Source organism: Stenotrophomonas maltophilia group sp. RNC7, assembly GCF_030910085.1.
GTDB classification, from domain to species: Bacteria; Pseudomonadota; Gammaproteobacteria; order Xanthomonadales; family Xanthomonadaceae; genus Stenotrophomonas; species Stenotrophomonas sepilia.
The window spans coordinates 20,603-44,514 of record NZ_JAVFVN010000503.1; the positions used below are offsets into that span (position 1 = coordinate 20,603).

Consider the following 23,912-nt stretch of genomic DNA (forward strand, 5'->3'; position numbering starts at 1 on the left):
TAGCGGGCCATTGGTCATGGGCCATGACGCGACGCGGGAATGTTAGAATCGAGAACCATTTACATCCAGCAGAGAACACGCTAGATGACGCTGTCCGAACTGCCGCTGCACACCTCGGCCGTGGTCGAGTCCGTGCAGGACCTGCATGCCAACGATGCCATTGCCCGTCGCCTGCGCGAGCTGGGTTTCGTGAATGGCGAGGAAGTACGCCTGGTGGCCAAGGGCCCGGTGGGGGGCGAGCCGCTGCTGGTGCAGGTCGGGTTCACCCGGTTCGCGCTGCGGATCAGTGAAGCCAAGCGCGTCGTAGTCGACGCCGTCAGTCAGGAACGACGCGCATGACCGCCACCGTCTCCGCCTCACCGCTGCGCATCGCGCTGGTCGGCAACCCCAACAGCGGCAAGACCGCGCTGTTCAACCAGCTGACCGGCAGCCGGCAGAAGGTCGCCAACTACACCGGCGTCACGGTAGAGCGCAAGGAAGGCCGCCTGCGTGCGCCGTCCGGCCGCGAATTCGCCGTGCTCGACCTGCCGGGTGCCTACAGCCTGCATCCGGCCAGCCTGGACGAGGCGATCACCCGTGACCTGTGCCGGGGCTTCTACCCGGGCGAAGCTGCGCCGGACGTGCTGCTGTGCGTGATCGACGCCACCAACCTGCGCCTGCACCTGCGCTTCGCGCTGGAGCTGCGTGAGCTGGGCAAGCCGATGGTGGTCGCCCTGAACATGGTCGATGCGGCCCAGCGCCGTGGCATCCAGGTGGACGTGGCAGCGCTGGAGCGCGAGCTGGGCGTACCGGTGGTGGAGACCGTGGCGGTGCGCAAGCAGGGTGCCAAGGCCCTGGTCGAGCGCCTCGATGCGATGGTGCCGCACCTGGATGCGCCGGTGCCGGGCCCGGAAGGTGGCATCGACTACCACGCCAAGGTGCGCGAGATCCTGTCGGTCGCCGTGCGGATGCCGGCGCGGACCGCGAAGATCGACGACGCGCTGGACCGCTGGCTGCTGCACCCGGTGTTCGGGCTGATCAGCCTTGCGGTGGTGATGTTCCTGATCTTCCAGGCGGTGTATGCCTGGGCGACGCCGTTGATGGATGGCATCGAGGCTGGCTTCGCCTGGCTCGGTGCTCTCGTTGGCAGCGTGTTGCCGGAGGGGCCGTTGGCCAGCCTGCTGACCGACGGCATCATCGCCGGCGTCGGTGGCGTGGTGGTGTTCCTGCCGCAGATCCTGATCCTGTTCTTCTTCATCCTCGTGCTGGAGGAATCCGGCTACCTGCCGCGTGCGGCGTTCCTGCTCGACCGCATGATGGCCGCCGCCGGCCTGTCCGGCCGCTCGTTCATCCCGCTGCTGTCCAGCTTCGCCTGCGCGGTGCCGGGCATCATGTCCACGCGCAGCATCCAGGACCCGCGTGACCGCCTGGCCACCATCCTGGTCGCACCGCTGATGACCTGCTCGGCGCGCCTGCCGGTGTACGCCCTGCTGATCGGTGCGTTCATTCCGCAGAAGACGGTGTGGGGGGTATTCAACCAGCAGGGCCTGGTCCTGTTCGGCCTGTACGCCGCCGGCATCCTCAGTGCGCTGGCGATGTCGTGGATCATGAAGAAGTGGCGCCGCGACAAGAGCGAGCATCCGCTGATGCTGGAACTGCCGTCGTACCGCCTGCCACATGTGCGTGACCTGGCGGTGGGCCTGTATGAGCGCGGCATGATCTTCCTCAAGCGTGTCGGTGGCATCATCCTGGCGCTGACCATCCTGCTGTGGGTGCTGCTGTCGTTCCCGGCGGCACCAGTGGATGCCACGATGCCGGCCATCGACTACAGCTACGCCGGCCGGATCGGCCATGCGATGGCGGTGTTCTTCGCACCGCTGGGCTTCAACTGGCAGATCTGCATCGCGCTGATTCCGGGCCTGGCCGCGCGTGAGGTGGCGGTGTCGTCGCTGGCCACCGTGTATGCGCTGTCGGCCGCCGATGACGATGCCGCCAGCCAGGCGCTGACCCCGCTGATCAGCGATGGCTGGTCGCTGGCCACGGCCCTGTCGCTGCTGGTCTGGTACATCTACGCCCCGATGTGCATCTCGACGCTGGCGACCATCAAGCGCGAGACCAACTCCTGGAAGCAGATGGGCTTTGCCGCGTTCTACCTGTTTGCCGCGGCTTACGTGGCCGCGCTGATCACCTATCAGGTGACCAAGGCGCTGGGAGGCGGCTGATGGATACCGGGCTGCTGATCCAGTACCTGATCATCGCGGTGGCCGTGCTGGTCAGTGCCTGGGTGGTACTGAAGAAGCAGTTCCCGGGTACCGTGCGCACGCTGCGCGGGGCCTTGGCGCTGGCCCTGCTGAAGCCGGGTCGCGCGGCCTGGCTGCAGGCGCTGGGGCGGAAGATCGCGCCGCCGGCCAGCGGTGGTGGCGGTGCCTGTGGGGGGTGCGACAGCTGCGGGCCGACCAAGAAGTAGCGTCCAGCCATGCTGGACCGCGGCTGTCCGGAGGGTGCGAACTTTCGACCCGCACGCTTTCCAGGGTTCAGACCTCTCTGCGGATGATCGCGCGGAAGTTCCCGTCCTGATTCAATCGCCGCACCGATTCGCGGTTTCCATGGGCTGCTGCGAAACCCGCCACGTCGGCCAGGGCATCGAGCAGCAGGGCCTTCAACGCGTCGCGGTTGCCGGCCTCCAGCAGATCTTCAAGGTCCTGCTGGATGAAGGTCCGGCGCAGGCCTGGCGTTTCTTCGATCCGCCAGTCGACATGGGGCGTGGGAATGCTGGAGCGGTACCGGAAAGCCGTTTCAAGATCGTCAGGCGCGAGGGGATACGCGAGCAGCTCTGGAAAGTAGAGTCCAGCATTCACATAGAAGCCCCGGCTTTCGCTGGCGCGCTGGTGATTAACGACAAGCAGGGCGGCATCCAGCAAGCGGTAGCGCGTGGTCGATGTCCCGGCATAACCGGTCTTCCTGGCGCATTTGCTGAAGACGGTCGAGGATTTCATGGGTTTTGCCCGGGCTGAGGGAAGGGCAACAGACTTGAAGGGGAGCGTTGCCGCGTCCAGTGGCAAACCCGTCACCGCAGAGGCAAGCAGCATCGCAGCGATGGCGCTTGCCGGAGCGGGCGTGCTGCCGCTAGCCTGCAGGCATGAACCAGACTCCCCTGCGATTGCTCATTCACGGTGCCTCCGGGCGCATGGGCCAAGCCCTGCTGCGGCTGGCCGCCGAACATTCCGAAACCCTGCAGATCGTGGCCGCCGTGACCGGTCGCGCGCCGGCCCAGCGCGTAATCGACGGTGTGCCGTTCTTCGCGGCCAGCGAACTGCCCGGTGCGCCGGTGTTCGACGTGGCCATTGACTTCAGCCTGCCGGAGGGCTTCGACCCGCTGCTGGCGCTGTGCGTGGATCGCGGGGCAGGGCTGGTGTCGGGTACCACCGGTATTTCCAGCACGCAGCGCCAGGCGTTGGATGCGGCAGCGGCGAAGATCCCGCTGGTCTGGGCCTCGAACTTCAGCCTGGGCGTGGCGGTACTGGACGAGCTGGTCGAGCGCGCGGCACAGGCGCTGGCTGGCTGGGACTGCGACATCGTCGAATCGCACCACACCCAGAAGAAGGACGCGCCATCGGGCACTGCACTGACCCTGGGCGCGGCCGCCAAGCGGGGCGGGGCGGAGCCGCATTACGCCAGCCTGCGCGCCGGCGACATCGTCGGCGAGCACCTGGTGCAGTTCACCGGGCTGGGCGAGCGCATCGAGCTGGTACACCGGGCCACCAACCGCGACATCTTCGCCCGCGGCGCCCTGTTCGCCGCCCGCCAGCTGCAGGGCCGAGCCCCGGGCAGCTACCGGGTGCGCGATCTGCTGGACGGGCCGCGTTAACCGGTAGCGCCGGGCCGTGCCCGGCGTCGGTGTCGGTTCCGCCGGGCATGGCCCGGCGCTACCAGCGGGCGCCGCATACGCCGCCGGATCGAAATGAATGCGCAATCGCCTGTTCATGAAGCGCGATAACCGCTGGCGCGAGCGCCCCGGCAGCGCTACAATTCGCACTCGCCGAATCACGAAAGCCGGACCGGTCCCAGACCGTACGTCCGCGCTTTTTTGCAACCGGATTTCCGTGAAGCGCAGGCGTGACTTCGGCAGCCCCCTCGGTAGCCAAAGTGAGATTCCCGTGACCCAAGCCGCAATCCTCGTCCTCGAAGACGGCACCGTATTCGAGGGCGAATCCGTAGGCGCGCCCGGCCTGTCCGTCGGTGAAGTGGTGTTCAACACCGCCATGACCGGCTATCAGGAAGTGTTGACCGACCCGTCCTACGCCCGGCAGATGGTCACGCTGACCTATCCGCATATCGGCAACACCGGCATGACCGACCAGGACGATGAAGCGTCCAAGGTGTGGTCGGCCGGCCTGATCGTGCGCGACGTTCCGCGCCGTCCCAGCAACTGGCGCAGCCAGGTGTCGCTGCAGGACTGGCTGATCCAGCGTGGCGTGGTCGCCATCGCCGGCATCGACACCCGCAAGCTGACCCGCATCCTGCGCGAGAAGGGCGCGCAGAACGGTGCGCTGATGGCCGGCGACATCGACGTGGAAAAGGCACTGGAAGCCGCCCGCAAGTTCCCGGGGCTGAAGGGCATGGATCTGGCCAAGGTCGTCACTACCGAGAAGACCTACACCTGGACCGAGGGCCAGCTGGACCTGGATGCCAACGCCTTCGTCAGCGTGCCGGCCCGGTTCAAGGTCGTGGCCTACGACTTCGGCGTGAAGACCAACATCCTGCGCATGCTGGCCGAGCGCGGTTGCGAAGTGACCGTGGTGCCGGCGCAGACCCCGGCCGCCGAAGTGCTGGCGCTGAAGCCGGACGGCGTGTTCCTGTCCAACGGCCCGGGTGACCCGGAACCGTGCGACTACGCCATCGAAGCGATCAGGACCTTCATCGACGTGAAGATCCCGACCTTCGGCATCTGCCTGGGCCACCAGCTGCTCGGCCTGGCCTCGGGCGCGCAGACCATGAAGATGGGCCACGGCCACCACGGTGCCAACCACCCGGTGCAGGACCTGGACAGCGGCCGGGTGATGATCACCTCGCAGAACCACGGTTTCGCGATCGACGAAGCAACCCTGCCGCCGACCCTGCGCGTGACCCACCGTTCGCTGTTCGACGGCACCAACCAGGGCGTCGCCCGCACCGACGTGCCGGCGTTCTCGTTCCAGGGCCACCCGGAAGCATCGCCGGGCCCGCACGACGTCGGTCCGCTGTTCGACCGTTTCGTGGCGCTGATGGAGCAGGCCAAGGCGTGATCAGTACGCCGCCGGCCCCCCGGTGGCGTCGCGATGGACCGTAAACCCCGCATCGCTGCTGCCACTGGCGCGGCGCTGCGGATCAAGATTCCTGATCGACAGCGTGCGATCACTCCCCCTTGTCACGCTGTACTGACTTAGAGAAGAAAATGCCCAAGCGCACTGACCTCAAGACCATCCTCATCATCGGTGCTGGCCCGATCGTCATCGGCCAGGCCTGCGAGTTCGACTACTCCGGTGCCCAGGCCTGCAAGGCCCTGCGTGACGAGGGTTACCGCGTGGTGCTGGTCAACAGCAACCCGGCCACGATCATGACCGACCCGGAGATGGCCGACGCCGTCTACATCGAGCCGATCAACTGGCAGACGGTCGAGAAGATCATCGCCAAGGAAAAGCCCGATGCGCTGCTGCCGACCATGGGTGGCCAGACCGCGCTGAACTGCGCGCTGGACCTGGCCGACCACGGCGTGCTGGAGAAGTACAACGTCGAGCTGATCGGTGCCAAGCGCGAAGCGATCCGCATGGCCGAAGACCGCGAGCTGTTCCGCGTGGCCATGGGTGAGATCGGCCTGGAGTGCCCGACCGCCGCCGTCGCCCACACCCTGGACGAAGCGCTGGAAATCCAGACCCGCGTCGGCTATCCGACCATCATCCGCCCCAGCTTCACCCTGGGCGGCAGCGGTGGCGGCATCGCCTACAACCGCGAAGAGCTGGTCGAGATCGTCAGCCGCGGCCTGGAGCTGTCGCCGACCACCGAAGTGCTGGTGGAAGAGTCGGTGCTGGGCTGGAAGGAATTCGAGATGGAAGTGGTCCGCGATACCGCGGACAACTGCATCATCGTCTGCTCGATCGAGAACCTGGACCCGATGGGCGTGCACACCGGTGACTCGATCACCGTGGCGCCGGCGCAGACCCTGACCGACAAGGAGTACCAGCGCCTGCGCGATGCCTCCATCGCCGTGCTGCGCAAGATCGGCGTCGATACCGGTGGCTCGAACGTGCAGTTCGGCATCAACCCGAAGACCGGCCGCGTGGTCGTCATCGAGATGAACCCGCGCGTGTCGCGTTCGTCGGCGCTGGCTTCCAAGGCCACCGGCTTCCCGATCGCCAAGGTCGCCGCCAAGCTGGCCGTGGGCTACACCCTGGACGAACTGAAGAACGAAATCACCGGCGGCCTGACCCCGGCCTCGTTCGAGCCGTCCATCGACTACGTCGTCACCAAGATCCCGCGCTTCGCCTTCGAGAAGTTCCCGGCCGCCGATGCCCGCCTGACCACCCAGATGAAGTCGGTGGGCGAGGTGATGGCGATGGGCCGCACCTTCCAGGAGTCGGTGCAGAAGGCCCTGCGTGGCCTGGAAACCGGCAAGGTCGGCTTCGACCCGACCGGTCTGGACCTGGGCAACGAAGACGACCTGCAGACCCTGCGTCGCGAGCTGAAGGCGCCGGGCCCGGAGCGCCTGTTCTATGTGGCCGATGCGTTCCGCGCCGGCATGAGTGTGGAAGAGATCTACGCACTGTCATTCATCGATCACTGGTTCCTGGACCAGATCGAGGAAATCATCGCGGCGGAAGGCGAAGTCGCCGCCGGTGGCATCGATGCGCTGGATGCCGCACGCCTGCGCAAGCTGAAGCGCGCTGGCTTCTCCGACGCGCGCCTGGCGCAGCTGACCGGCACCAACGTAGCCGCCATCCGCGCGCTGCGTCGTGCGCACAAGGTGCGCCCGGTCTACAAGCGCGTGGACTCCTGTGCCGGTGAGTTCTCCACCGGCACCGCCTACCTGTACTCGACCTACGAGGACGAGTGCGAGGCCGCGCCGAGCAACCGCGACAAGATCATGATCCTGGGCGGTGGCCCGAACCGCATCGGCCAGGGCATCGAGTTCGACTACTGCTGCGTGCACGCGGCGCTGGCGCTGCGCGAGGATGGCTATGAAACCATCATGGTCAACTGCAACCCGGAAACCGTGTCGACCGACTACGACACCTCCGACCGCCTGTACTTCGAGCCGCTGACCCTGGAAGACGTGCTGGAGATCGTCGAACTGGAACAGCCGAAGGGCGTGATCGTGCAGTACGGCGGCCAGACCCCGCTGAAGCTGGCGCGCGCGCTGGAAGCCAACGGCGTGCCGGTGATCGGCACCAGCCCGGACTCGATCGACCTGGCCGAAGACCGCGAGCGCTTCCAGCAGCTGGTCGACAGGCTGGGGCTGAAGCAGCCGCCGAACCGCATCGCCCGCAATGATCAGGAGGCCCTGCTGCTGGCCCGCGAGATCGGCTACCCGCTGGTGGTGCGCCCGAGCTACGTGCTGGGCGGCCGTGCCATGGAAATCGTCTACGGCGAAGCCGACCTGGCCCGCTACGTGCGCGACGCGGTGAAGGTGTCCAACGATTCGCCGGTGCTGCTGGACCGCTTCCTCGACAACGCGGTGGAGTGCGATGTCGACATCATCGCCGACAAGGATGGCAACGTCCTGATCGGTGGCGTGATGGAGCACATCGAAGAAGCCGGCGTGCACTCGGGCGATTCCTCGTGCTCGCTGCCGCCGTACTCGCTGTCGGCTGAAACCCAGGCCGAGCTGCGCCGCCAGGTGGTGGAGCTGGCCAAGGCCCTGAACGTGGTCGGCCTGATGAATACCCAGTTCGCGATCCAGACCAGTGACGAAGGTGCCGACACCATCTACCTGCTGGAAGTGAACCCGCGTGCCTCGCGCACCGTGCCGTTCGTGTCCAAGGCCACCGGCATGCCGCTGGCGAAGATCGCTGCCCGTTGCATGGCGGGCAAGAGCCTGGCCGAGCAGGGCGCAACCAAGGAAATCGTGCCGGACTATTACTCGGTGAAGGAAGCGATCTTCCCGTTCGCCAAGTTCCAGGGCGTCGATCCGATCCTGGGGCCGGAGATGCGCTCCACCGGCGAGGTGATGGGCGTCGGCCGCACCTTCAACGCCGCCTTCGCGCGTGCGCAGGAAGCCGGCGGCATCAAGGCGCCGCCGGTCGGCAAGGCCTTCGTTTCGGTGCGTGATCCGGACAAGAAGCGCGTGCTGCCGGTGGCCAAGGCACTGCTGGCGCGTGGCTACAGCCTGGTTGCCACCCGTGGCACCGCTGCGTGGCTGCAGCAGCACGGCATGGACTGCGAGATCATCAACAAGGTGGTGGAAGGCCGTCCGCACATCGTCGACTCGATCAAGAACGGCGAGATCGTCTACATCGTCAACACGACCGAAGGTCGTTCGGCGATCAACGACTCGTTCTCGATCCGTCGCGAGGCGCTGCAGCATCGCGTCACCTACTCGACCACCATTGCCGGCGCCAAGGCGCTGGTGGATTCACTGGAATTCCGCGGCACCGGCCCCGTCTGGTCGCTGCAGGAGCTGCACAAGGAGTTGAATGCATGAGAGCCCCGATCACGATGAAGGGCGCGCAGAAGCTGCGCGACGAACTGGATCACCTGAAGTCGGTCAAGCGCCCGAAGGTGATCGCCGCCATCGCCGAAGCACGTGAGCATGGCGACCTGAAGGAGAACGCCGAGTACCACGCCGCGCGCGAAGAACAGGGCTTCATCGAAGGCCGCATCAAGCAGCTGGAGGGCGAGCTGTCGCACGCCGAGATCATCGACGTGAGCAAGCTCAATGCCGGCTCCAAGGTGGTGTTCGGCGCCAGCGTGACCCTGGCCGACGTGGAAACCGACGAAGAGAAGAAGTACCAGATCGTCGGTGACCTGGAGGCGGACATCAAGCAGGGCCTGATCGCGATTTCCTCGCCGGTGGCGCGTGCGATGATCGGCAAGCTGGAAGGTGATTCGATCGTGATCGACGCCCCGGCCGGCCAACGCGAGTACGAGATCGTCAGCGTCAGCTACGTGGACTGACCACGTGGCGACGGCGACCCTGCTGTTGCCGGCACGCAGCCGCTTTGCCGCGGCTGCGCTGCCGGACGATGTGGCACGTGCGCTCGGCCGTGCCACCACGGTGCAGGTCGCGCCGGGCGAACGCGCGCAGCTGACACGCCATTTCTCGGTTGCCGCGTCGCACTGGCCGGTGGCCGCGTTGACCCGCCAGCGCGACGTCGGCGATGCCGCCGGCGCCAGCTGGCTGCGTGCCGATCCAGCCTGCATGGTGCCGGACATGCACGGCGCGCGGATGATGGCCTACGGCGAAACGCTGCGGCCGACGCTGGCCGATTGCCTGGCGTTGCTGCCGGTGTTGCAGCCGTTGTTCGCCGACGCCGGCTTTGTGCTTGACGCACCCGATCCTTCGCGCTGGTACCTGCGGCTGCCGATCGACAGCGAGCTGCCGGACTTCGACAGCCCCGACGAGGTGCTGGGTGATGACCTGTTCTCGCACCTGCCGGAAGGGCAGGGCGGCCGTCGATGGCGGGCGCTGATGACCGAGGCACAGGTGCTGCTGCACAACCATTCCTGGAACCAGCAGCGTGCCGCGCAGGGACAGCAGCCGATCAACTCGCTGTGGTTCTGGGGCGGTGGCGTGATGCCGGTGTCGGTCAGCACCCCGCACGCGCAGGTGCGCAGCCGCGACGCGCTGCTGCAGGGCCTGGCCCTGGCGGCTGGTGTGGCCGTGGACGGCGAGCAGGCCGTGGATGCACTGGTTGACCTGCGCCAGCTGCGCTCTCTGCAGCAGCTCGGCAATGATGCGATCCGGCCGCTGCTGGCCGCGCTCAAGCGTGGCGAACTGCAGCGGCTGGTGCTGGATTTCGAGGACGGCCTGCAGTTCCAGCTGGACCGTGGCCAGCGCTGGCAGTTCTGGAAGAAGCCGCGCCAGCTGCACGACTGACCGGGGTCGGATCCGTTTTCCATCGGAAAACGGCGTTGACCCCGATGTTTGCCGGGGTTGCCGGCCAGCGGGCGGCACTATCGCAGATAGCGGCGCCTCAACGGACCTCGCTGACCACCGTCGGCAGCTGCCAATGACCACCCGCCACGCCGCGGCACTGCCCGGTGGTGAACTCGCCGCTCTTCACGAATCGCGCGCTATCCCAGGCCCAGTCGTGGCCGGAGAAGCAGTCACCGATGCCGCGTCCACGGAAGCGCCCGCGCAGCGTCGCGTCATCGCGATCAAAGTCCTCCGCGTTGGAGGTCACGAACTTCGCCTGGTACGGCGCCCTGTCCTGCACTACCCAGTAGCCGCTGCTGAAGTTGTAGGCACCCATGAAGCAGCTGGTGCTTGCCAGCACATGCTGGGCGTCCAGTCGCTGGATCTCGATCTCGTCTGTCCCGCCCTCGCTCAGGCGGGCGCACTCATCCGGCTTCGGCAGGCTGGCGATCAGTGCCTTGCGCAGGCCCGGTGCGTTCGCCAGTGCCGCGTCCGAGGCGCGCGGTGCTACCAGCGTGCCGCGCATGATCACTGGCACCGGCAACGCCGCAGGTACGCTCGTTTCGGGCTTGTCGCCACGCCGCACCAGCGCCCCCGGCGTGTCCAGCCGGCCCTGGGCCTCGTCCATCTTCAGTAGTACGGCCGCCGCACCGCGGTCGGAGATCGGCCACGCCTTGCCCTCGCCGTCGATGATCTCGATGCGTGCCTCGCGCGGCAGTACGGCGACCAGTGCATCGGTCTGTGCCTGCTGCAACAACACTTTGTCCCCGTCGCCGGTGTCGCGCACCGGGCCCAGGTCCTTGCCGTTCAGGTGCAGGCGCAGCGCCCCGGTCGGCGTCGGGCTTTCGCCATCCTCGCCATTGCGCAGCCGCGCGAGCACCTTCGTACCCGGGCCGCCGGCGCGCTCCAGCATCAGGCTGAGCAGGTTGCCCGCAGCTTGCGGGCTGTAGCCAGCCGCGCGGCAGGTGCGGGTGTTGTCACAGGCCAGCGACCAGTCGTTGTGTTCGAATTCGACCCCGGGCCTGGGCTCAGGCGTCGCGGAGTGGGCGGCCGAGGCCACGGTGAGTGCCATCAGCGCGGTCAGCAGGGTGCGGGTCATGGATGGAAGTCCGTTCCAGGGCAGGCAAGCATGGAAGATGCGGTCGTGAAATCCAAATGCTGCTGGCCGAAGAGCCAAGGGGCCTCGTCAGCAGCGGCAGCCGACCGGGGGAGCGGTGCACGTTATGATGTGCGGGTCTTTTGTAACCGGCGATGCCGATGTCCCTTGCCGCCGATGCTGCGCAGCCGCCCTCTGATACACCGCTGATCCGCCGCCGCGATGCGGTCGTGCCCGGCAGCTGGCCAGAGGGCACGCTGCCATTGCTGGCGCGACTCTATGCCAGCCGCGGTGCGGGAACGCCAGAGCTGGCGCTGCCGAAACTGGGCAGCCTCCACGCGCCCGAGCTGCTGACCGGTATCGATGATGCAGTGGGCCTGCTGATCGAAGCCATCGCCAACGACAAGCGCATTCTGGTGGTCGGCGATTTCGATTGCGATGGCGCCACCGCCTGTGCGGTCGGCGTGCGTGGCCTGCGCATGCTCGGCGCGCAACACGTCTTCCACGCGGTGCCGAACCGCATGGTGCACGGCTATGGCCTGTCACCGTCGCTGGTGGAAGAGCTGGCCGCGCTGCAGCCGGATCTGCTGGTGACCGTCGACCACGGCATTGCCTGCCATGCGGGCGTGACCGCGGCCAAGGCGCGCGGCTGGCAGGTGCTGGTCACCGACCATCACCTTCCCGGGCCGCAGTTGCCGCCGGCCGATGTCATCGTCGATCCCAATCTCGACGGTGATGCGTTCCCCAGCAAATCGCTGGCCGGCGTCGGCGTGATCTTCTACGTGCTGATGGCCCTGCGTCGGCAGATGCGCGAGGCCGGCGTTTTTGCCGATGGCAAGGGGCCGGACCTGACCACGCTGCTGGACCTGGTGGCGGTGGGCACCGTTGCGGACCTGGTAGCGCTGGACCCGAACAACCGTGCGCTGGTCAGCGCAGGCCTGCGCCGTCTGCGCGCGGGGCAGGGCTGTGTCGGCCTGCGTGCGCTGATCGAAGCCAGCGGCCGTGATGCCGCGCGGCTGACCGCCACCGACATCGGCTTCGCGCTCGGCCCGCGCCTGAATGCCGCGGGCCGGCTGGAAGACATGGCGCTGGGCATCGCGCTGCTGCTGACCGAAGACCCGCGCCAGGCGCGCGAGATCGCGCAGACGCTGGAGCAGATCAATTCGGAACGGCGCGCCGTGCAGCAGTCGATGACCGATGACGCCGAGCAGGCATTGACCCGGGTAGTGCTGGACATGGCCGGTCGGCGACCGGTGGCGGCCTGCCTGTTCGATGCCGACTGGCATCCGGGCGTGGTCGGCCTGGTCGCGTCGAAGATGAAGGATCGCCTGCATCGTCCGGTGATCGCCTTCGCCCCGGCCGAGCCCGGCGCCGATACCCTGCGTGGCTCTGCGCGCTCGATTCCCGGGCTGCACATCCGTGACGCCCTGGCGCTGGTCGATGCGCGCCACCCAGGCCTGATCGAACGCTTCGGCGGCCACGCCATGGCGGCTGGGCTCAGCCTGCGGCGTGACCACGTCGATGACTTCAAGACAGCCTTCGTCGCGGTGGTGCTGGAGATGCTCGATCCGGCGGCACTGCAGCAGCAGGTGCTCAGTGACGGCGAGCTGGCGGCGGACGAGCTGGACCATCGCCACGCCGATGCGTTGCGCCTGGCCGGGCCGTGGGGCCAGGGTTTCCCCGAGCCACTGTTCGATGGCCGCTTCGAAGTGGCCAACTGGCGCGTGCTGAAGGAGCGTCACCTGAAGCTGGAACTGCGCCTGCCCGGCGTACCCGGCACCATCAACGCCATCCATTTCGGCGGCTGGCACGGCAACGCGCCGAGTCGCCACGTGCATCTCGCCTATCGGCTCGCCTGCGACGACTATCGCGGCGGCAGCGCCATCCAGCTGATCGTCGAGCACTGCCTGCCCGCCTGAGAAAAAGGGGACGGAGGGGATTAAGTCGCTTGTGCCTTGTTTGCCAGTTGCGACTTAATCCCCTCCGTCCCCTTTTTTGGTCTCCCAACCCCGTTACGGCTGCTGGTGCGTTCAACGATCCACGATCCCACTGGAGTCCGGTCATGGTCTTCGCCCGTTGCTGCATTGTGTTGTTGCTGGCCCTTGCGGCCTGGCCCGCTGGCGCGCAGTCGCCGCCGATCTCCCGGCCGCAGGCCGCCACCCCGCTGCTGATCGCACCGGCGGCTGAGCAGCCGGTTCAATTACGACAAGCCCGCATCGAGGGCGAGATCCAGGCCGGCATCGCCCAGACCCGGATCACGCTGGAATTCCACAACCCCAACCGGCGGGTACTGGAGGGCGAGCTGCAGTTCCCGCTGGCCGATGGCCAGCAGATCAGCGGCTTCGCGCTGGATATCAACGGCGAGATGCGTGACGCGGTGCCGGTGCCCAAGGACCGCGGCCGCCAGGTGTTCGAGGAGATCGCCCGTCGTGGCGTCGACCCGGGGCTGCTGGAACAGACCGCCGGCAACCAGTTCCGGCTGCGCATCTACCCGCTGCCGGCCGGCGGCAGCCGACGCGTGCAGCTGGTGATTCGCGAGCCGTTGGCCTTCGCCGGCCAAGGCTGGCAGTGGACGCTGCCGCTGCAGTTTGCTGCCGGTGCAGCCTCGGTTGAACTGAAACTGCAGGCACCTGGCACGACCACCGTAGGTACGGCGCCATTCCGCATCAGCGCGGGCCAGCTGCAGTGGCAGGGCAAGGGCGCGCAGTTGCCGAAGCAGCTGCACTGGAGCCTGCCGGCAGCACGCCAGGCACAGGTGCAGGTGGCGCCCTGGCAGGACGGCCATTACCTGCTGGCGCAGCTGCCGGTGGCGGCCAGCAGCACGCCGCGCAGACTGCCGAGCGAAATCGGCCTGCTGTGGGACGGCTCCGGTTCGGCGGGACAGCGCGAACGCACGCGCGAGTTCGCCCTGCTGGATCGCTATTTCGCCGCGCTGGGTGACGGCACCGTGGCCTTGACCGTGCTGCGCGATCGCGCCGAGCCGGTGCGTCGCTTCCGCATCCGCGCCGGTAACTGGAGTGAGCTGCGTGCGGCACTGCAGGCCGTACGCCCGGACGGTGCCAGCGCGCTGGCGCAGTGGCAACCAGAGCAGAGGGTGAAGGAATACCTGTTGGTCAGCGATGGCCTGCTGACCTACGGGCCGGAACAGCTGCCGGCGATGGCGCCGGACCAACGCCTGTTTGCGGTCAGCAGCGCCGGTGCGCGCACCGATGCCGTGCGACTGCGTGGCTGGAGCGAAGCGCATGGTGGTCGCTTCGTCGCGCTGGGGAAGGATGTCGAATTGGCCGCCCGTGAGCTGCTGTCGTCGCCGCTGGATGTGCAGGTCGATGCAGGGCGCGGCGTGCAGGACGTGGTGATCGATCGTCGCAGTGAAGCCCAGGGCTGGTTGTGGCTGCATGCACGACTGGCGGCCGAAGGCGTGCCGATGCGGGTGCGCGTGGGTGGCGGCGAATGGCAGGCGTTGCCCGCCACGCAGAAGAGCAAGGACGGTGAACTGCTGGCCGGTTTGTGGGCGCAGGCGCGTCTGCAGCAGCTGGCCGCCGACCGTCATGGCAACCGCGAGGCGATGCAACGCCTGTCACAACAGTTTGGCCTGGTGGGGCCGGATACCTCGCTGATCGTGCTGGAGACGCTGGAGGACTACCTGCGCTATGCGATCCGCCCTTCGGGCACGCTGCGCGCGGAGTACGACGCCAAGTTTGCAGTGCAGGTCAGGGATCGCGCCGCTGCTGATCGCCAGCGCCTGGATGAAGTGGCCGCCCGCTGGAAGGAGCGCCAGCAGTGGTGGAACCGCAGCTGGCCGAAGGATGCGCCGCCGCAGGCGAAGGGCGGGGCACTGGAAGTGGCCTCGGCGGACTACGCGATGGAATCGGCCCCGATGGCGATGCTCGCCGCGCCTGCCCCCGCCGCTCCGCCCGCCCCCACGCCGATGGCGGCGACCGAGCAACGCATGGAAGCCAGCAGCGCGCGTGCACGTCGCTCAGCGCCTGCATCGAACAAGGCCCTGGATTCAATCACGGTCACTGGTGGCCGTGTCACTACGCCCGCTGCCGCCAACGAGGGCGAGCTCGGCATCCAGCTGGCGGCCTGGCAGCCGGACTCGGCCATCGCCCGGCGCCTGCGCCAGGGGCCGCCGTCGCAGCTCTATGACCGCTATCTGGCCGAGCGCGATGCCCACGCCGACAGCAGCGCGTTCTTCCTCGATGTGGCCGACCTGCTGCTGGAGCAGGGCCAGCGCGAGCTGGCACTGCGGGTGCTGTCGAACCTGGCCGAAATGGATCTGGACAACCGCCACCTGCTGCGCGTGCTCGGTTACCGACTGATGCAGGCCGATGCTCCCGCACTGGCGGTGCCGGTGTTCGAGCAGGTGCTGGCGATGGGCCAGGAAGAACCGCAAAGCTTCCGCGACCTGGGCCTGGCGCTGGCAGCGGCCGGCAAGCCACAGCAGGCGCTGGCGCCGCTGTACCAGGTGGTGGTGCGGCCGTGGGACAGCCGCTTCGATGGCATCGCCCTGATCGCACTGGATGAGCTGACCAACCTGGTGGCCAGCAGCACGCCCCGGCTGGATACCACCGGCATCGACCCGCGCCTGTTGCAGGCGATGCCGCTGGACCTCCGCGTGGTGCTGTCGTGGGACGCCGACAACAGCGACATGGACCTGTGGGTAACCGACCCGAACGGCGAGCGCGCTTACTACGGTAACCGGCTGACCTACCAGGGCGGGCAGATGTCGCAGGACTTTACCGGCGGCTATGGCCCCGAGCAGTTCTCGCTGCGCAACGCCAAGCCGGGCAAGTACAAGGTGGAGGCGAACTACTTTGGCAGCCGCCAGCAGCTGGTGACCGGTGCGACAACCCTGATGCTGCGGCTGACCACCCACTGGGGCACGCCGAAGCAGAAGGATCAGACGGTGACGATGCGACTGAAGGACCGTGCCGAGACCGTGCTGGTGGGCGAGTTCGAGGTTAAATAGTCAACTGCCCCAAGTGGCCGTCCGAGGGGGGGCAAGGAAGACCCTCGTCGACGCCGCTCTGGGGCAAGGAGGCCCTGTGTGGGGTCGGCCGCAGCCCGGCCGGCTCCCCGCGCCAAGGCGGACATCGCCCGCCTGAATGCAGCGCCAGTGCATCATGCTGGAGCCCCGGCGCAGGCCCAGGCCCTCATTCCGGGCACCCCCGGCCTGCGCTATCATTACTAGTCATCTTTTGAATGCATAACCGCCGACATGATCGAACTGAATCCTGTCCGCCAGCGCATCACCGATCTGACCGATCGCGTGCTGTCGCTTCGGGGGTATCTTTGACTACGACGCCAAGAAAGAGCGTCTTGAAGAAGTAACGCGGGAGCTGGAAAGCCCCGACGTCTGGAACAACGCCGAGTACGCCCAGAACCTGGGCCGCGAGCGTTCCAGCCTGGAAAAGACCGTGGGCGGCATCGCCTCGGTGCTCGATGGCCTGAACGACGCCACTGAACTGCTGGAGCTGGCCGAGTCCGAGCAGGACGAGGAGACCGCGCTGGCGGTGGTCGCCGACCTCGACAAGCACCAGGCGCACGTGGAGAAGCTGGAGTTCCAGCGCATGTTCTCCGGCGAGATGGACAATGCGGCCGCGTTCGTCGACATCCAGGCCGGTGCCGGTGGCACCGAAGCCCAGGACTGGGCCGAGATCCTGCTGCGCATGTACCTGCGCTGGTGCGAGTCGCGCGGCTGGAAGACCGAACTGATGGAAGTCTCCGGTGGCGACGTCGCCGGCATCAAGTCGGCCACGCTGCGCGTGGAAGGCGATTACGCCTACGGCTGGCTGAAGACCGAGACCGGCGTGCACCGCCTGGTGCGCAAGTCGCCGTTCGACTCGGACAACCGCCGCCACACCAGCTTCACCTCGGTGTTCGTGTCGCCGGAAATCGATGACAACATCGACATCACCATCAACCCGGCCGACCTGCGTACCGACGTGTACCGTTCGTCCGGTGCCGGTGGCCAGCACGTGAACAAGACCGAGTCGGCAGTGCGTATCACCCACATCCCGACCAACATCGTTGTGGCCTGCCAGACCGGCCGCAGCCAGCACCAGAACCGCGACAACGCGATGAAGATGCTGGCCGCCAAGCTGTATGAACTGGAGATCCAGAAGCGCAACGCCGAGAAGGACGCGGTGGAAGCCACCAAGTCCGACATCGGCTGGGGCAGCCAGATCCGCAACTACGTGCTGGACCAGAGCCGTATCAAGGACCTGCGTACCGGCATCGAGCGTTCGGACACGCAGAAGGTGCTGGACGGCGACCTGGACGAGTTCGTCGAGGCCAGCCTGAAGGCCGGTTTGGCCGTGGGCTCCAAGCGCGCCGATGCCTGATCGACGCGCCTGCGTGGATTTCGTCACCCTTGTGCGCAACGCCGAGGGTAGCCGATCACGCTTCCGGTAGAGCCGAGCCCATGCTCGGCTGCTGTTGGCGCAGTAGCAGACGCGTCGAGCATGGCTCGACGCTACAAGGGGTAGGACGGGCCGATGATGCGCAGCGAAAGTGAACGCAAGGAACTCGGTGGCTTCCTCAAGGCCTGCCGCGCCCGTGTCGACCCCGCCACGCTCGGCCTCCCGGCCGGGCGCCGGCGCACCCCGGGCCTGAAGCGCGAGGAAGTGGCGCTGGCGATCGGGGTCAGCGTCAGCTGGTACACCTGGATCGAGCAGGGCCGTGAAGTGCGCGCCTCGCCCGAAGTGCTGGAGCGCCTGGCACAGGTGCTGCGCATGAGCGACGACGAGCGCGCCTACGCGTTCGCGCTGTCCGGCTACGGCGTGCCGCTGGAATCGCCGGACGAGAGCGTGACCGACGGCCTGCGCCAGCTGGTGGAGGCGATGCAGCCGATCCCGGCCTACGTACGCAATACCCGCTTCGACATCCTGGCCTGGAACCCGGCCATCGCCGATCTTTTCGTCGACTACAGCCACCTGGCGCCGCATGAGCGCAACACGCTGCGGCTGATGTTCCTGTACCCGCCGTATCGCACGCTGATCCTCAACTGGGAAGAAATGACCCGCGGGCTGCTGGCGGGCTTCCGCGCGGCGATGGCGCAGGCCCCGGACAAGGCCCCGTTCCTGGCGCTGGTGGAAGACATCGCCGTGCACAGCGAAGAGTTTCGCCAATGGTGGCCGGAGCACGACGTGCGTCGGTTCGATGAAGGTGCGAAGAAGCTCAACCATCCCACGCGGGGGTTGCTGGACCTGCAGTATGTGGCGCTGGTGCCGGAGAGCCGGCACGACCTGTCACTGGTGACCTACCTGCCGCGGAAGTAGGTTGATCGGCAGGGCTTGCAGCCCTGCACCTGCTCAATGCAACGGCCAAAGCCAGAGCCAGAGCCAGAGCTAGGTTCCGTGGTTTGGCGGGGCGGTGTCGGAGTGCGGGGACGCCGCAAGTACGTCCGTGTAGGCTTGGCAGCCGCTTGCTCGTGTGCGCTTTCCTGCGCACACGAGCAAGCGGCGACCGAGCTTACATGGGTAAGGGCGCTTTGCTTGCGAAGCACTGCTTCGCAAGCGCCCGAACGCACAGCCGCCAGCGGCTGGGCCGGGCCCCGGAGGGGTACTTGCAGCGTCCCCCTCAACCGGACCCACCCCGCCAACCCACGGAATGCCAGCTTCTGCCGTTGCCGTTGCCGTTGCCTTGGCTTGGCTTGGCTTGAAGCCTCTGCGGGTGCAGGGCGCAGCCCTGCCGATAACCCCATTCACACAGGTAAGTGCAGGTCACAGGATAAGCAGACGCCTTGTTGCCTCCGCCAATCGGGTCCACATTCCTGTGCAGAAGACGGGCCGCTGCCCGTTGCCGAGACAACAGGAGCCCTGCATGTCCGCTGCCCCCACCACCGCCATTTCCCGCGATCCGGCCACCGGCCAGCAGATCGCCAGCCATCCCTTCGCCACCGATGCCGAGCTGGAAACAATCCTCGATCGCGGCCAGGTCGGCTTTGCGGCCTGGAGCGTCAAGAGCCTCGAACAGCGCGCAGACGTACTGCGTGCGATGGCCGCCGTACTGCGGCGTGACCGCGAAAAGCTGGCCGCGCTGGCTACCGCCGAGATGGGCAAGGTACAGGCCGAATCGCTGGCCGAGATCGAGAAGTGTGCCGTGCTGTGCGACTGGTACGCCGAGCACGGCGCGCAGTTCCTGCGCGACGAACCGACCCAGGTGCCCGACGACAAGGCCTACGTGTCCTACCTGCCGCTGGGCGTGGTGCTGGGCATCATGCCGTGGAACTTCCCGTACTGGCAGGTGATGCGTGCGGCGGTGCCGATCCTGATGGGCGGCAACGGCTTCCTGCTGAAGCCGGCCGAGAACATCGTCGGTACCGCGCAGCTGCTCGACGCGGCCTGGCGCGATGCCGGCCTGCCGGAAGGCACCTTTATCGCCGCCAACATCAGCCGCGAGGGCACCAGCCGCGCGATCGCCGATGATCGCATCGCCGCAGTGACCCTGACCGGCAGCGTGGCCGCAGGCCGCAGCATCGCCGCCCAGGCCGGGCAGGCGCTGAAGAAGGTGGTGCTGGAGCTGGGGGGCTCGGATCCGTTCATCGTACTGGCCGACGCCGATCTGGACGCCGCCGTTGATGCGGCGGTAGCCTCGCGCTTCCAGAACACCGGGCAGGTCTGCATCGCCGGAAAGCGCATCATCGTCGAAGACGCGGTCTACGACCGTTTCGTGGCGCAGTTCTGCCAGAAGGTGCAGGCACTGAGCATCGGCGATGGCCGCGACCCGGCCAACCGCATCGGCCCGATGGCACGCCAGGACCTGCTGGAACAGTTGGACGCGCAGGTGCGCGCCTCGGTGGAGGCAGGCGCGATGCTGCTCGTCGGTGGCCATCAGCTCGATCGCCCGGGCGCGTTCTATGCGCCCACCGTGTTGGCGGACGTGGAACCGGGCATGCAGGCCTTCGATACCGAGACCTTCGGGCCGGTGGCCTCGATCAGCCGCGCCCGCGATGCCGACCATGCAGTGGAACTGGCCAACCAGAGCGAGTTCGGCCTGAGCGGCAACCTGTGGACCGGCGACCGCGCGCGGGCCATGCAGCTGGCGCGCCGGCTGCAGAGCGGCGGCGTGTTCGTCAACGGCTTCTCCGCTTCAGACCCGCGCGTGCCGATCGGCGGCGTGAAAAAGAGTGGCTTCGGTCGTGAGCTCTCGCACTTCGGCATCCGCGAATTCGTCAACGCGCAGACGGTGTGGTTCGACAAGCGTTGACGCGCAGCTTCCCTCCTTCCTGCAACGATCCACCATCAGTCCAGCCAAAAGGACGGCATTCCAATGTCCAAGGGTTCAGATCTGCTTGTCGCCGCGCTTGAGAACGAAGGCGTCGAGCGCATTTTCGGTATCCCCGGCGAGGAAAACCTCGACGTGGTCGAGTCGCTTCGTCATTCCAGCATCGAGCTGGTCATCACCCGTCACGAGCAGGCAGCGGTGTTCATGGCCGCCACCTATGGCCGCCTGACCGGCAAGCCCGGCGTGTGCCTGGCCACGCTCGGTCCGGGCGCGCTCAACTTCACCACCGGCGCCGCCTATGCGCTGCTCGGTGCGTGGCCGGTGATCATGATCACTGGCCAGAAGGGCATCGTCGCCAGCAAGCAGGCGCGCTTCCAGATCGTCGACATCGTCGGCACGATGAAGCCGCTGACCAAGCAGGCGCGGCAGATCGTCTCTGCGCGCACGATCCCGACCATCGTCCGCGAGGCGTTCCGTGTCGCCCAGGAAGAGCGCCCGGGCCCAGTGCTGCTGGAGCTGCCCGAAGACATCGCCGCCGATGAGGTGGAGGGCGTGGCGCTGGTGCCACCGCACGCGGTGGATCGTCCCATCGCCAGCCCGGAAGCGTTGGATCGGGCGGCAGAGACCATCCGCAGTGCAAAGCGACCGCTGCTGATGATCGCTTCGGCGGCGTCGCGGCCGCAGTCCAGCGAGGCGCTGTCGGCGTTCGTGCTGCGCGCCGGCATTCCGTTCTTCACCACGCAGATGGGCAAGGGCGCGGTGGCCGGCGGCTCGGGCCTGTACATGGGTACCGCAGCGCTCACCGAGCGCGATTACGTGCACATGGCGATCGACCAGGCCGACGTGATCGTGACCATCGGCCACGAGGTCACCGAAAAGCCGCCGTTCGTGATGCGCCCGGGCGGGCCGACCGTGATCCATATCGGCTACTCGCAGGCGGCGGTGGAACAGGTGTACTTCCCGCAGGTGGAGGTGATCGGCGATATCGGCCGCTCGCTGACCCAGCTGGCCGACCGCATCGAAGGCGCGGTGCCGAATGCCGCTGCGCTGCTGCCGCTGCGCGCGACCATCCTCGAGCACTTGGCCGACCGCGCCGAAGAGGCCGGGTTCACCCCGCAGCGGCTGGTGCACGACGTGCGCCAGGTGATGCCGCCGGACGGCATCGTGGCGCTGGACAACGGCATGTACAAGATCTGGTTCGCTCGCAACTACCGTACCCAGGTGGCCAACACATTGCTGCTGGACAACGCGCTGGCGACCATGGGCGCGGGCCTGCCATCGGCGATCATGGCCTCGATCCTGTACCCACAGCGGCGGGTGCTGGCGGTGTGTGGCGATGGTGGTTTCATGATGAACAGCCAGGAGCTGGAGACAGCGCGCCGGCTGGGGCTGAACCTGGTGGTGCTGATCCTCAACGACGGCGCCTACGGCATGATCCGCTGGAAGCAGGCGGTGGATGGCTTCACCGACTACGGCATGACCTTCAGCAACCCGGATTTCGTGAAGTACGCCGAGGCCTATGGCTGCAAGGGGCATGAGGTGACCGCCATCGAGCAGTTCATCCCGACCCTGCAGGCGGCGTTCAACGAGGGCGGGGTGCACCTGGTGTCGGTACCGGTCGATTACGCGGAGAACCAGCGGGTGCTGGTGGACGAGCTGCGGCAGGCGTTCCCCGGGAACGCGTAGGCGCCGATCCGCTGATGGGGTCAGATCCCTTTGCTGCGCAAAGGGATCTGACCCCTCTCCAGGCCGGGGCAGGGCGGTTTTGGTATGCTGTGGAGCCGGCCGCGCCGGGCGCAAGATCCCCCTCACTACACGATTCCCGCAGATCCATGAGCGAAGCTACCGATACCCCCCCCGTCGACGAGAACAAGTTGATCGCCGAGCGCCGTGAGAAACTCAAAGCGCTGCGTGGGCAGGGCATCGCGTACCCGAACGATTTCCGTCGTGAGGACTTCGCCGGCCGCCTGCAGGACGAATTCGCCGATGCCGAACAGTGGACCGCCGAGGCGCTGGAAGGCAACGGCCGCCAGGTGAAGATGGCCGGCCGCCTGATGGCCAAGCGCATCATGGGCAAGGCGAGCTTCGCGCAGATCCAGGACGAGTCCGGCCGCATCCAGCTGTTCCTGCAGGGGGCCGTGCTGGGCGATGCCTACACCGCGTTCAAGGGCTGGGACGTGGGCGACATCATCGCCGTCGAAGGCGGCCTGACCCGCACCAGGACCGGCGAGCTGTCGGTCAAGGCCGAGTCGATCCGCCTGCTGACCAAGTCGCTGCGTCCGTTGCCGGACAAGTGGCACGGCCTGGCCGACGTTGAGCAGCGCTACCGCCAGCGTTACGTCGATCTGATCGTGACCCCGGAATCGCGCGCGGTCTTCATCAAGCGCTCGAAGATCATCCGCGCCATGCGTGCGTGGCTGGACAACCGCGACTTCCTGGAAGTCGAGACGCCGATGATGCATTACATCCCCGGCGGCGCGGCGGCCAAGCCGTTCACCACCCACCACAACGCGCTGGACCTGGACCTGTACCTGCGCGTGGCGCCGGAGCTGTACCTCAAGCGACTGACCGTGGGCGGCCTGGAGCGCGTGTACGAGATCAACCGCAACTTCCGCAACGAAGGCGTCAGCACCCGCCACAATCCGGAATTCACCATGATGGAGCTGTACGAGGCCTATGCCACGTACAACGAGATCATGGACCTGACCGAAGGCGTGATCCGTGACGTGGCCAGGACGGTCAACGGCAGCACCGAGGTCGAGTGGGACGGCGCGAAGATCGACCTGGGCCCGGCGTTCCGCCGCTGGCGCATGGACGAAGCCGTGCGCCACCACAACCCGGAAATCTCGGTTGCCGACTGCACCGACCGTGACGCGCTGCTGCGCCATTGCGAGCGCTTGAACATCCGCGTCAAGCCGTCCTACGGCTGGGGCAAGCTGCTGCTTGAGATCTTCGAGGCCACCGTCGAGCACACCCTGATCCAGCCGACCTTCATCACCGACCATCCGGTGGAAGTCTCGCCGCTGGCCCGTGCCAACGACAATGATCCGGGCTACACCGACCGCTTCGAGCTGTTCGTCAACGGCAAGGAGCTGGCCAATGGCTTCTCCGAGTTGAACGACCCGGAAGACCAGGCCCAGCGCTTCCAGGCCCAAGTGGCCGCGAAGGAAGGTGGCGACGATGAGGCCATGCACTACGACGCCGACTACATCCGTGCGCTGGAGTACGGCATGGCCCCGACCGGCGGCCTCGGCATCGGCGTCGATCGTCTGGTGATGCTGCTGACCGGCAGCAGCTCGATCCGTGACGTGCTGCTGTTCCCGTACATGCGTCCGGAGCAGTAAGTCGCGTTTTTGACTCCCGATTGTGCGCGCCGTCCCGAAACGAGACGGCGCGATTGACGCGTCCCGCACTCGGCGTATCGTAATTGCACTACCTTGACGCCTGTTATGGCTTGATCGGCGTCAGGGGAGGGCACGGTGTGGGGAGTCCGCT

Annotated in this window: 17 protein-coding genes; 15 read left to right on the plus strand and 2 right to left on the minus strand. The window is 67.1% G+C overall.

Annotated features, from left to right (window positions below; genetic code table 11):
• Window positions 1–84: 84 nt before the first annotated feature.
• Genes RCF13_RS09750 through RCF13_RS09760 form a run of 3 tightly spaced genes read left to right on the plus strand, consistent with a single transcriptional unit; the run spans window position 85 to window position 2,446 of the window.
• Entirely contained in the window at window positions 85–339 is a 255-nt protein-coding gene (locus RCF13_RS09750) for a FeoA family protein (RefSeq protein WP_049464336.1), read from the plus strand.
• Window positions 336–2,201 carry a ferrous iron transporter B gene (locus tag RCF13_RS09755; RefSeq protein ID WP_134968888.1) on the plus strand — a complete coding sequence of 622 codons (1,866 nt, stop codon included), beginning with the start codon at window positions 336–338 and terminating at the stop codon, window positions 2,199–2,201. Before RCF13_RS09750 ends, RCF13_RS09755 begins: the two co-directional genes overlap by 4 nt.
• The gene (locus RCF13_RS09760; protein ID WP_065177612.1) at window positions 2,201–2,446 is read left to right on the plus strand and encodes a DUF6587 family protein; all 246 of its coding nucleotides are present in this window, start codon (window positions 2,201–2,203) and stop codon (window positions 2,444–2,446) included. The genes RCF13_RS09755 and RCF13_RS09760 overlap by 1 nt, the downstream gene beginning before the upstream one ends.
• A gap of 67 nt (window positions 2,447–2,513) precedes the next feature.
• On the opposite strand, the gene RCF13_RS09765 is transcribed toward RCF13_RS09760, so the two are convergent.
• Complete coding sequence (locus tag RCF13_RS09765; RefSeq protein ID WP_072168998.1) at window positions 2,514–2,975, minus strand: DUF4304 domain-containing protein; 462 nt, start codon at window positions 2,973–2,975, stop codon at window positions 2,514–2,516.
• 191 nt (window positions 2,976–3,166) lie between these two features.
• Here RCF13_RS09765 and RCF13_RS09770 point away from each other — a divergent pair, with 191 nt between their 5' ends.
• From RCF13_RS09770 to RCF13_RS09790, 5 genes are all read left to right on the plus strand, one after another.
• Window positions 3,167–3,847 carry a 4-hydroxy-tetrahydrodipicolinate reductase gene (locus RCF13_RS09770; RefSeq protein WP_231352700.1) on the plus strand — a complete coding sequence of 227 codons (681 nt, stop codon included), beginning with the start codon at window positions 3,167–3,169 and terminating at the stop codon, window positions 3,845–3,847.
• Window positions 3,848–4,136: 289 nt separating this feature from the next.
• Window positions 4,137–5,264, plus strand: a complete 1,128-nt coding sequence (gene carA, locus RCF13_RS09775; protein ID WP_061479270.1) for a glutamine-hydrolyzing carbamoyl-phosphate synthase small subunit — start codon at window positions 4,137–4,139, stop codon at window positions 5,262–5,264.
• Window positions 5,265–5,413: 149 nt separating this feature from the next.
• Window positions 5,414–8,656 carry a carbamoyl-phosphate synthase large subunit gene (gene carB, locus RCF13_RS09780; protein ID WP_134968886.1) on the plus strand — a complete coding sequence of 1,081 codons (3,243 nt, stop codon included), beginning with the start codon at window positions 5,414–5,416 and terminating at the stop codon, window positions 8,654–8,656.
• Window positions 8,653–9,129 carry a transcription elongation factor GreA gene (gene greA / locus RCF13_RS09785; RefSeq protein WP_005409483.1) on the plus strand — a complete coding sequence of 159 codons (477 nt, stop codon included), beginning with the start codon at window positions 8,653–8,655 and terminating at the stop codon, window positions 9,127–9,129. Before carB ends, greA begins: the two co-directional genes overlap by 4 nt.
• 4 nt (window positions 9,130–9,133) lie before the next feature.
• A complete protein-coding gene (locus tag RCF13_RS09790) occupies window positions 9,134–10,051 on the plus strand; it encodes a phosphoglycerate mutase (protein ID WP_134968885.1) in 918 nt (305 codons plus the stop codon).
• Window positions 10,052–10,148: 97 nt separating this feature from the next.
• Here the strand turns inward: RCF13_RS09790 and RCF13_RS09795 are convergent, their stop codons facing one another.
• Complete coding sequence (locus RCF13_RS09795) at window positions 10,149–11,189, minus strand: DUF1176 domain-containing protein (protein ID WP_134968884.1); 1,041 nt, start codon at window positions 11,187–11,189, stop codon at window positions 10,149–10,151.
• Window positions 11,190–11,347: 158 nt separating this feature from the next.
• Here RCF13_RS09795 and recJ point away from each other — a divergent pair, with 158 nt between their 5' ends.
• The 7 genes from recJ to lysS all read left to right on the plus strand — a co-directional run bounded on the left by recJ (window position 11,348) and on the right by lysS (window position 23,761).
• Window positions 11,348–13,105 carry a single-stranded-DNA-specific exonuclease RecJ gene (recJ, locus tag RCF13_RS09800; protein ID WP_231352701.1) on the plus strand — a complete coding sequence of 586 codons (1,758 nt, stop codon included), beginning with the start codon at window positions 11,348–11,350 and terminating at the stop codon, window positions 13,103–13,105.
• A gap of 143 nt (window positions 13,106–13,248) precedes the next feature.
• Window positions 13,249–16,158 (plus strand): VIT domain-containing protein, encoded by a 2,910-nt coding sequence (locus RCF13_RS09805; protein ID WP_231352702.1) that lies wholly within the window; start codon window positions 13,249–13,251, stop codon window positions 16,156–16,158.
• Window positions 16,159–16,407: 249 nt separating this feature from the next.
• A protein-coding gene (gene prfB, locus RCF13_RS09810; protein WP_111008336.1) for a peptide chain release factor 2 occupies window positions 16,408–17,533 on the plus strand; the annotation gives its coding sequence in 2 pieces (ribosomal slippage) (window positions 16,408–16,482 and window positions 16,484–17,533; 1,125 coding nt in all).
• Between the two features lie 153 nt (window positions 17,534–17,686).
• Entirely contained in the window at window positions 17,687–18,469 is a 783-nt protein-coding gene (locus RCF13_RS09815; RefSeq protein ID WP_134969457.1) for a helix-turn-helix transcriptional regulator, read from the plus strand.
• Between the two features lie 544 nt (window positions 18,470–19,013).
• A complete protein-coding gene (locus RCF13_RS09820; RefSeq protein ID WP_134968513.1) occupies window positions 19,014–20,399 on the plus strand; it encodes an NAD-dependent succinate-semialdehyde dehydrogenase in 1,386 nt (461 codons plus the stop codon).
• Window positions 20,400–20,462: 63 nt separating this feature from the next.
• On the plus strand, window positions 20,463–22,103 hold the full coding sequence (locus tag RCF13_RS09825) for an acetolactate synthase large subunit (RefSeq protein WP_134968512.1): 1,641 nt from the start codon (window positions 20,463–20,465) through the stop codon (window positions 22,101–22,103).
• A gap of 146 nt (window positions 22,104–22,249) precedes the next feature.
• Window positions 22,250–23,761, plus strand: a complete 1,512-nt coding sequence (gene lysS / locus RCF13_RS09830) for a lysine--tRNA ligase (RefSeq protein ID WP_061479278.1) — start codon at window positions 22,250–22,252, stop codon at window positions 23,759–23,761.
• The last annotated feature ends 151 nt before the right edge of the window (window positions 23,762–23,912 follow it).

Coding starts and splice junctions, on each gene's coding strand:
- RCF13_RS09750 (WP_049464336.1), top strand. CDS start 85: ATGACGCTGTCCGAACTGCCGCTGCACACCTCGGCCGTGGTCGAGTCC.
- RCF13_RS09755 (WP_134968888.1), top strand. CDS start 336: ATGACCGCCACCGTCTCCGCCTCACCGCTGCGCATCGCGCTGGTCGGC.
- RCF13_RS09760 (WP_065177612.1), top strand. CDS start 2,201: ATGGATACCGGGCTGCTGATCCAGTACCTGATCATCGCGGTGGCCGTG.
- RCF13_RS09765 (WP_072168998.1), bottom strand. CDS start 2,975: ATGAAATCCTCGACCGTCTTCAGCAAATGCGCCAGGAAGACCGGTTAT.
- RCF13_RS09770 (WP_231352700.1), top strand. CDS start 3,167: ATGGGCCAAGCCCTGCTGCGGCTGGCCGCCGAACATTCCGAAACCCTG.
- carB (WP_134968886.1), top strand. CDS start 5,414: ATGCCCAAGCGCACTGACCTCAAGACCATCCTCATCATCGGTGCTGGC.
- greA (WP_005409483.1), top strand. CDS start 8,653: ATGAGAGCCCCGATCACGATGAAGGGCGCGCAGAAGCTGCGCGACGAA.
- RCF13_RS09795 (WP_134968884.1), bottom strand. CDS start 11,189: ATGACCCGCACCCTGCTGACCGCGCTGATGGCACTCACCGTGGCCTCG.
- recJ (WP_231352701.1), top strand. CDS start 11,348: ATGTCCCTTGCCGCCGATGCTGCGCAGCCGCCCTCTGATACACCGCTG.
- RCF13_RS09805 (WP_231352702.1), top strand. CDS start 13,249: ATGGTCTTCGCCCGTTGCTGCATTGTGTTGTTGCTGGCCCTTGCGGCC.
- RCF13_RS09815 (WP_134969457.1), top strand. CDS start 17,687: ATGATGCGCAGCGAAAGTGAACGCAAGGAACTCGGTGGCTTCCTCAAG.
- RCF13_RS09820 (WP_134968513.1), top strand. CDS start 19,014: ATGTCCGCTGCCCCCACCACCGCCATTTCCCGCGATCCGGCCACCGGC.
- RCF13_RS09825 (WP_134968512.1), top strand. CDS start 20,463: ATGTCCAAGGGTTCAGATCTGCTTGTCGCCGCGCTTGAGAACGAAGGC.
- lysS (WP_061479278.1), top strand. CDS start 22,250: ATGAGCGAAGCTACCGATACCCCCCCCGTCGACGAGAACAAGTTGATC.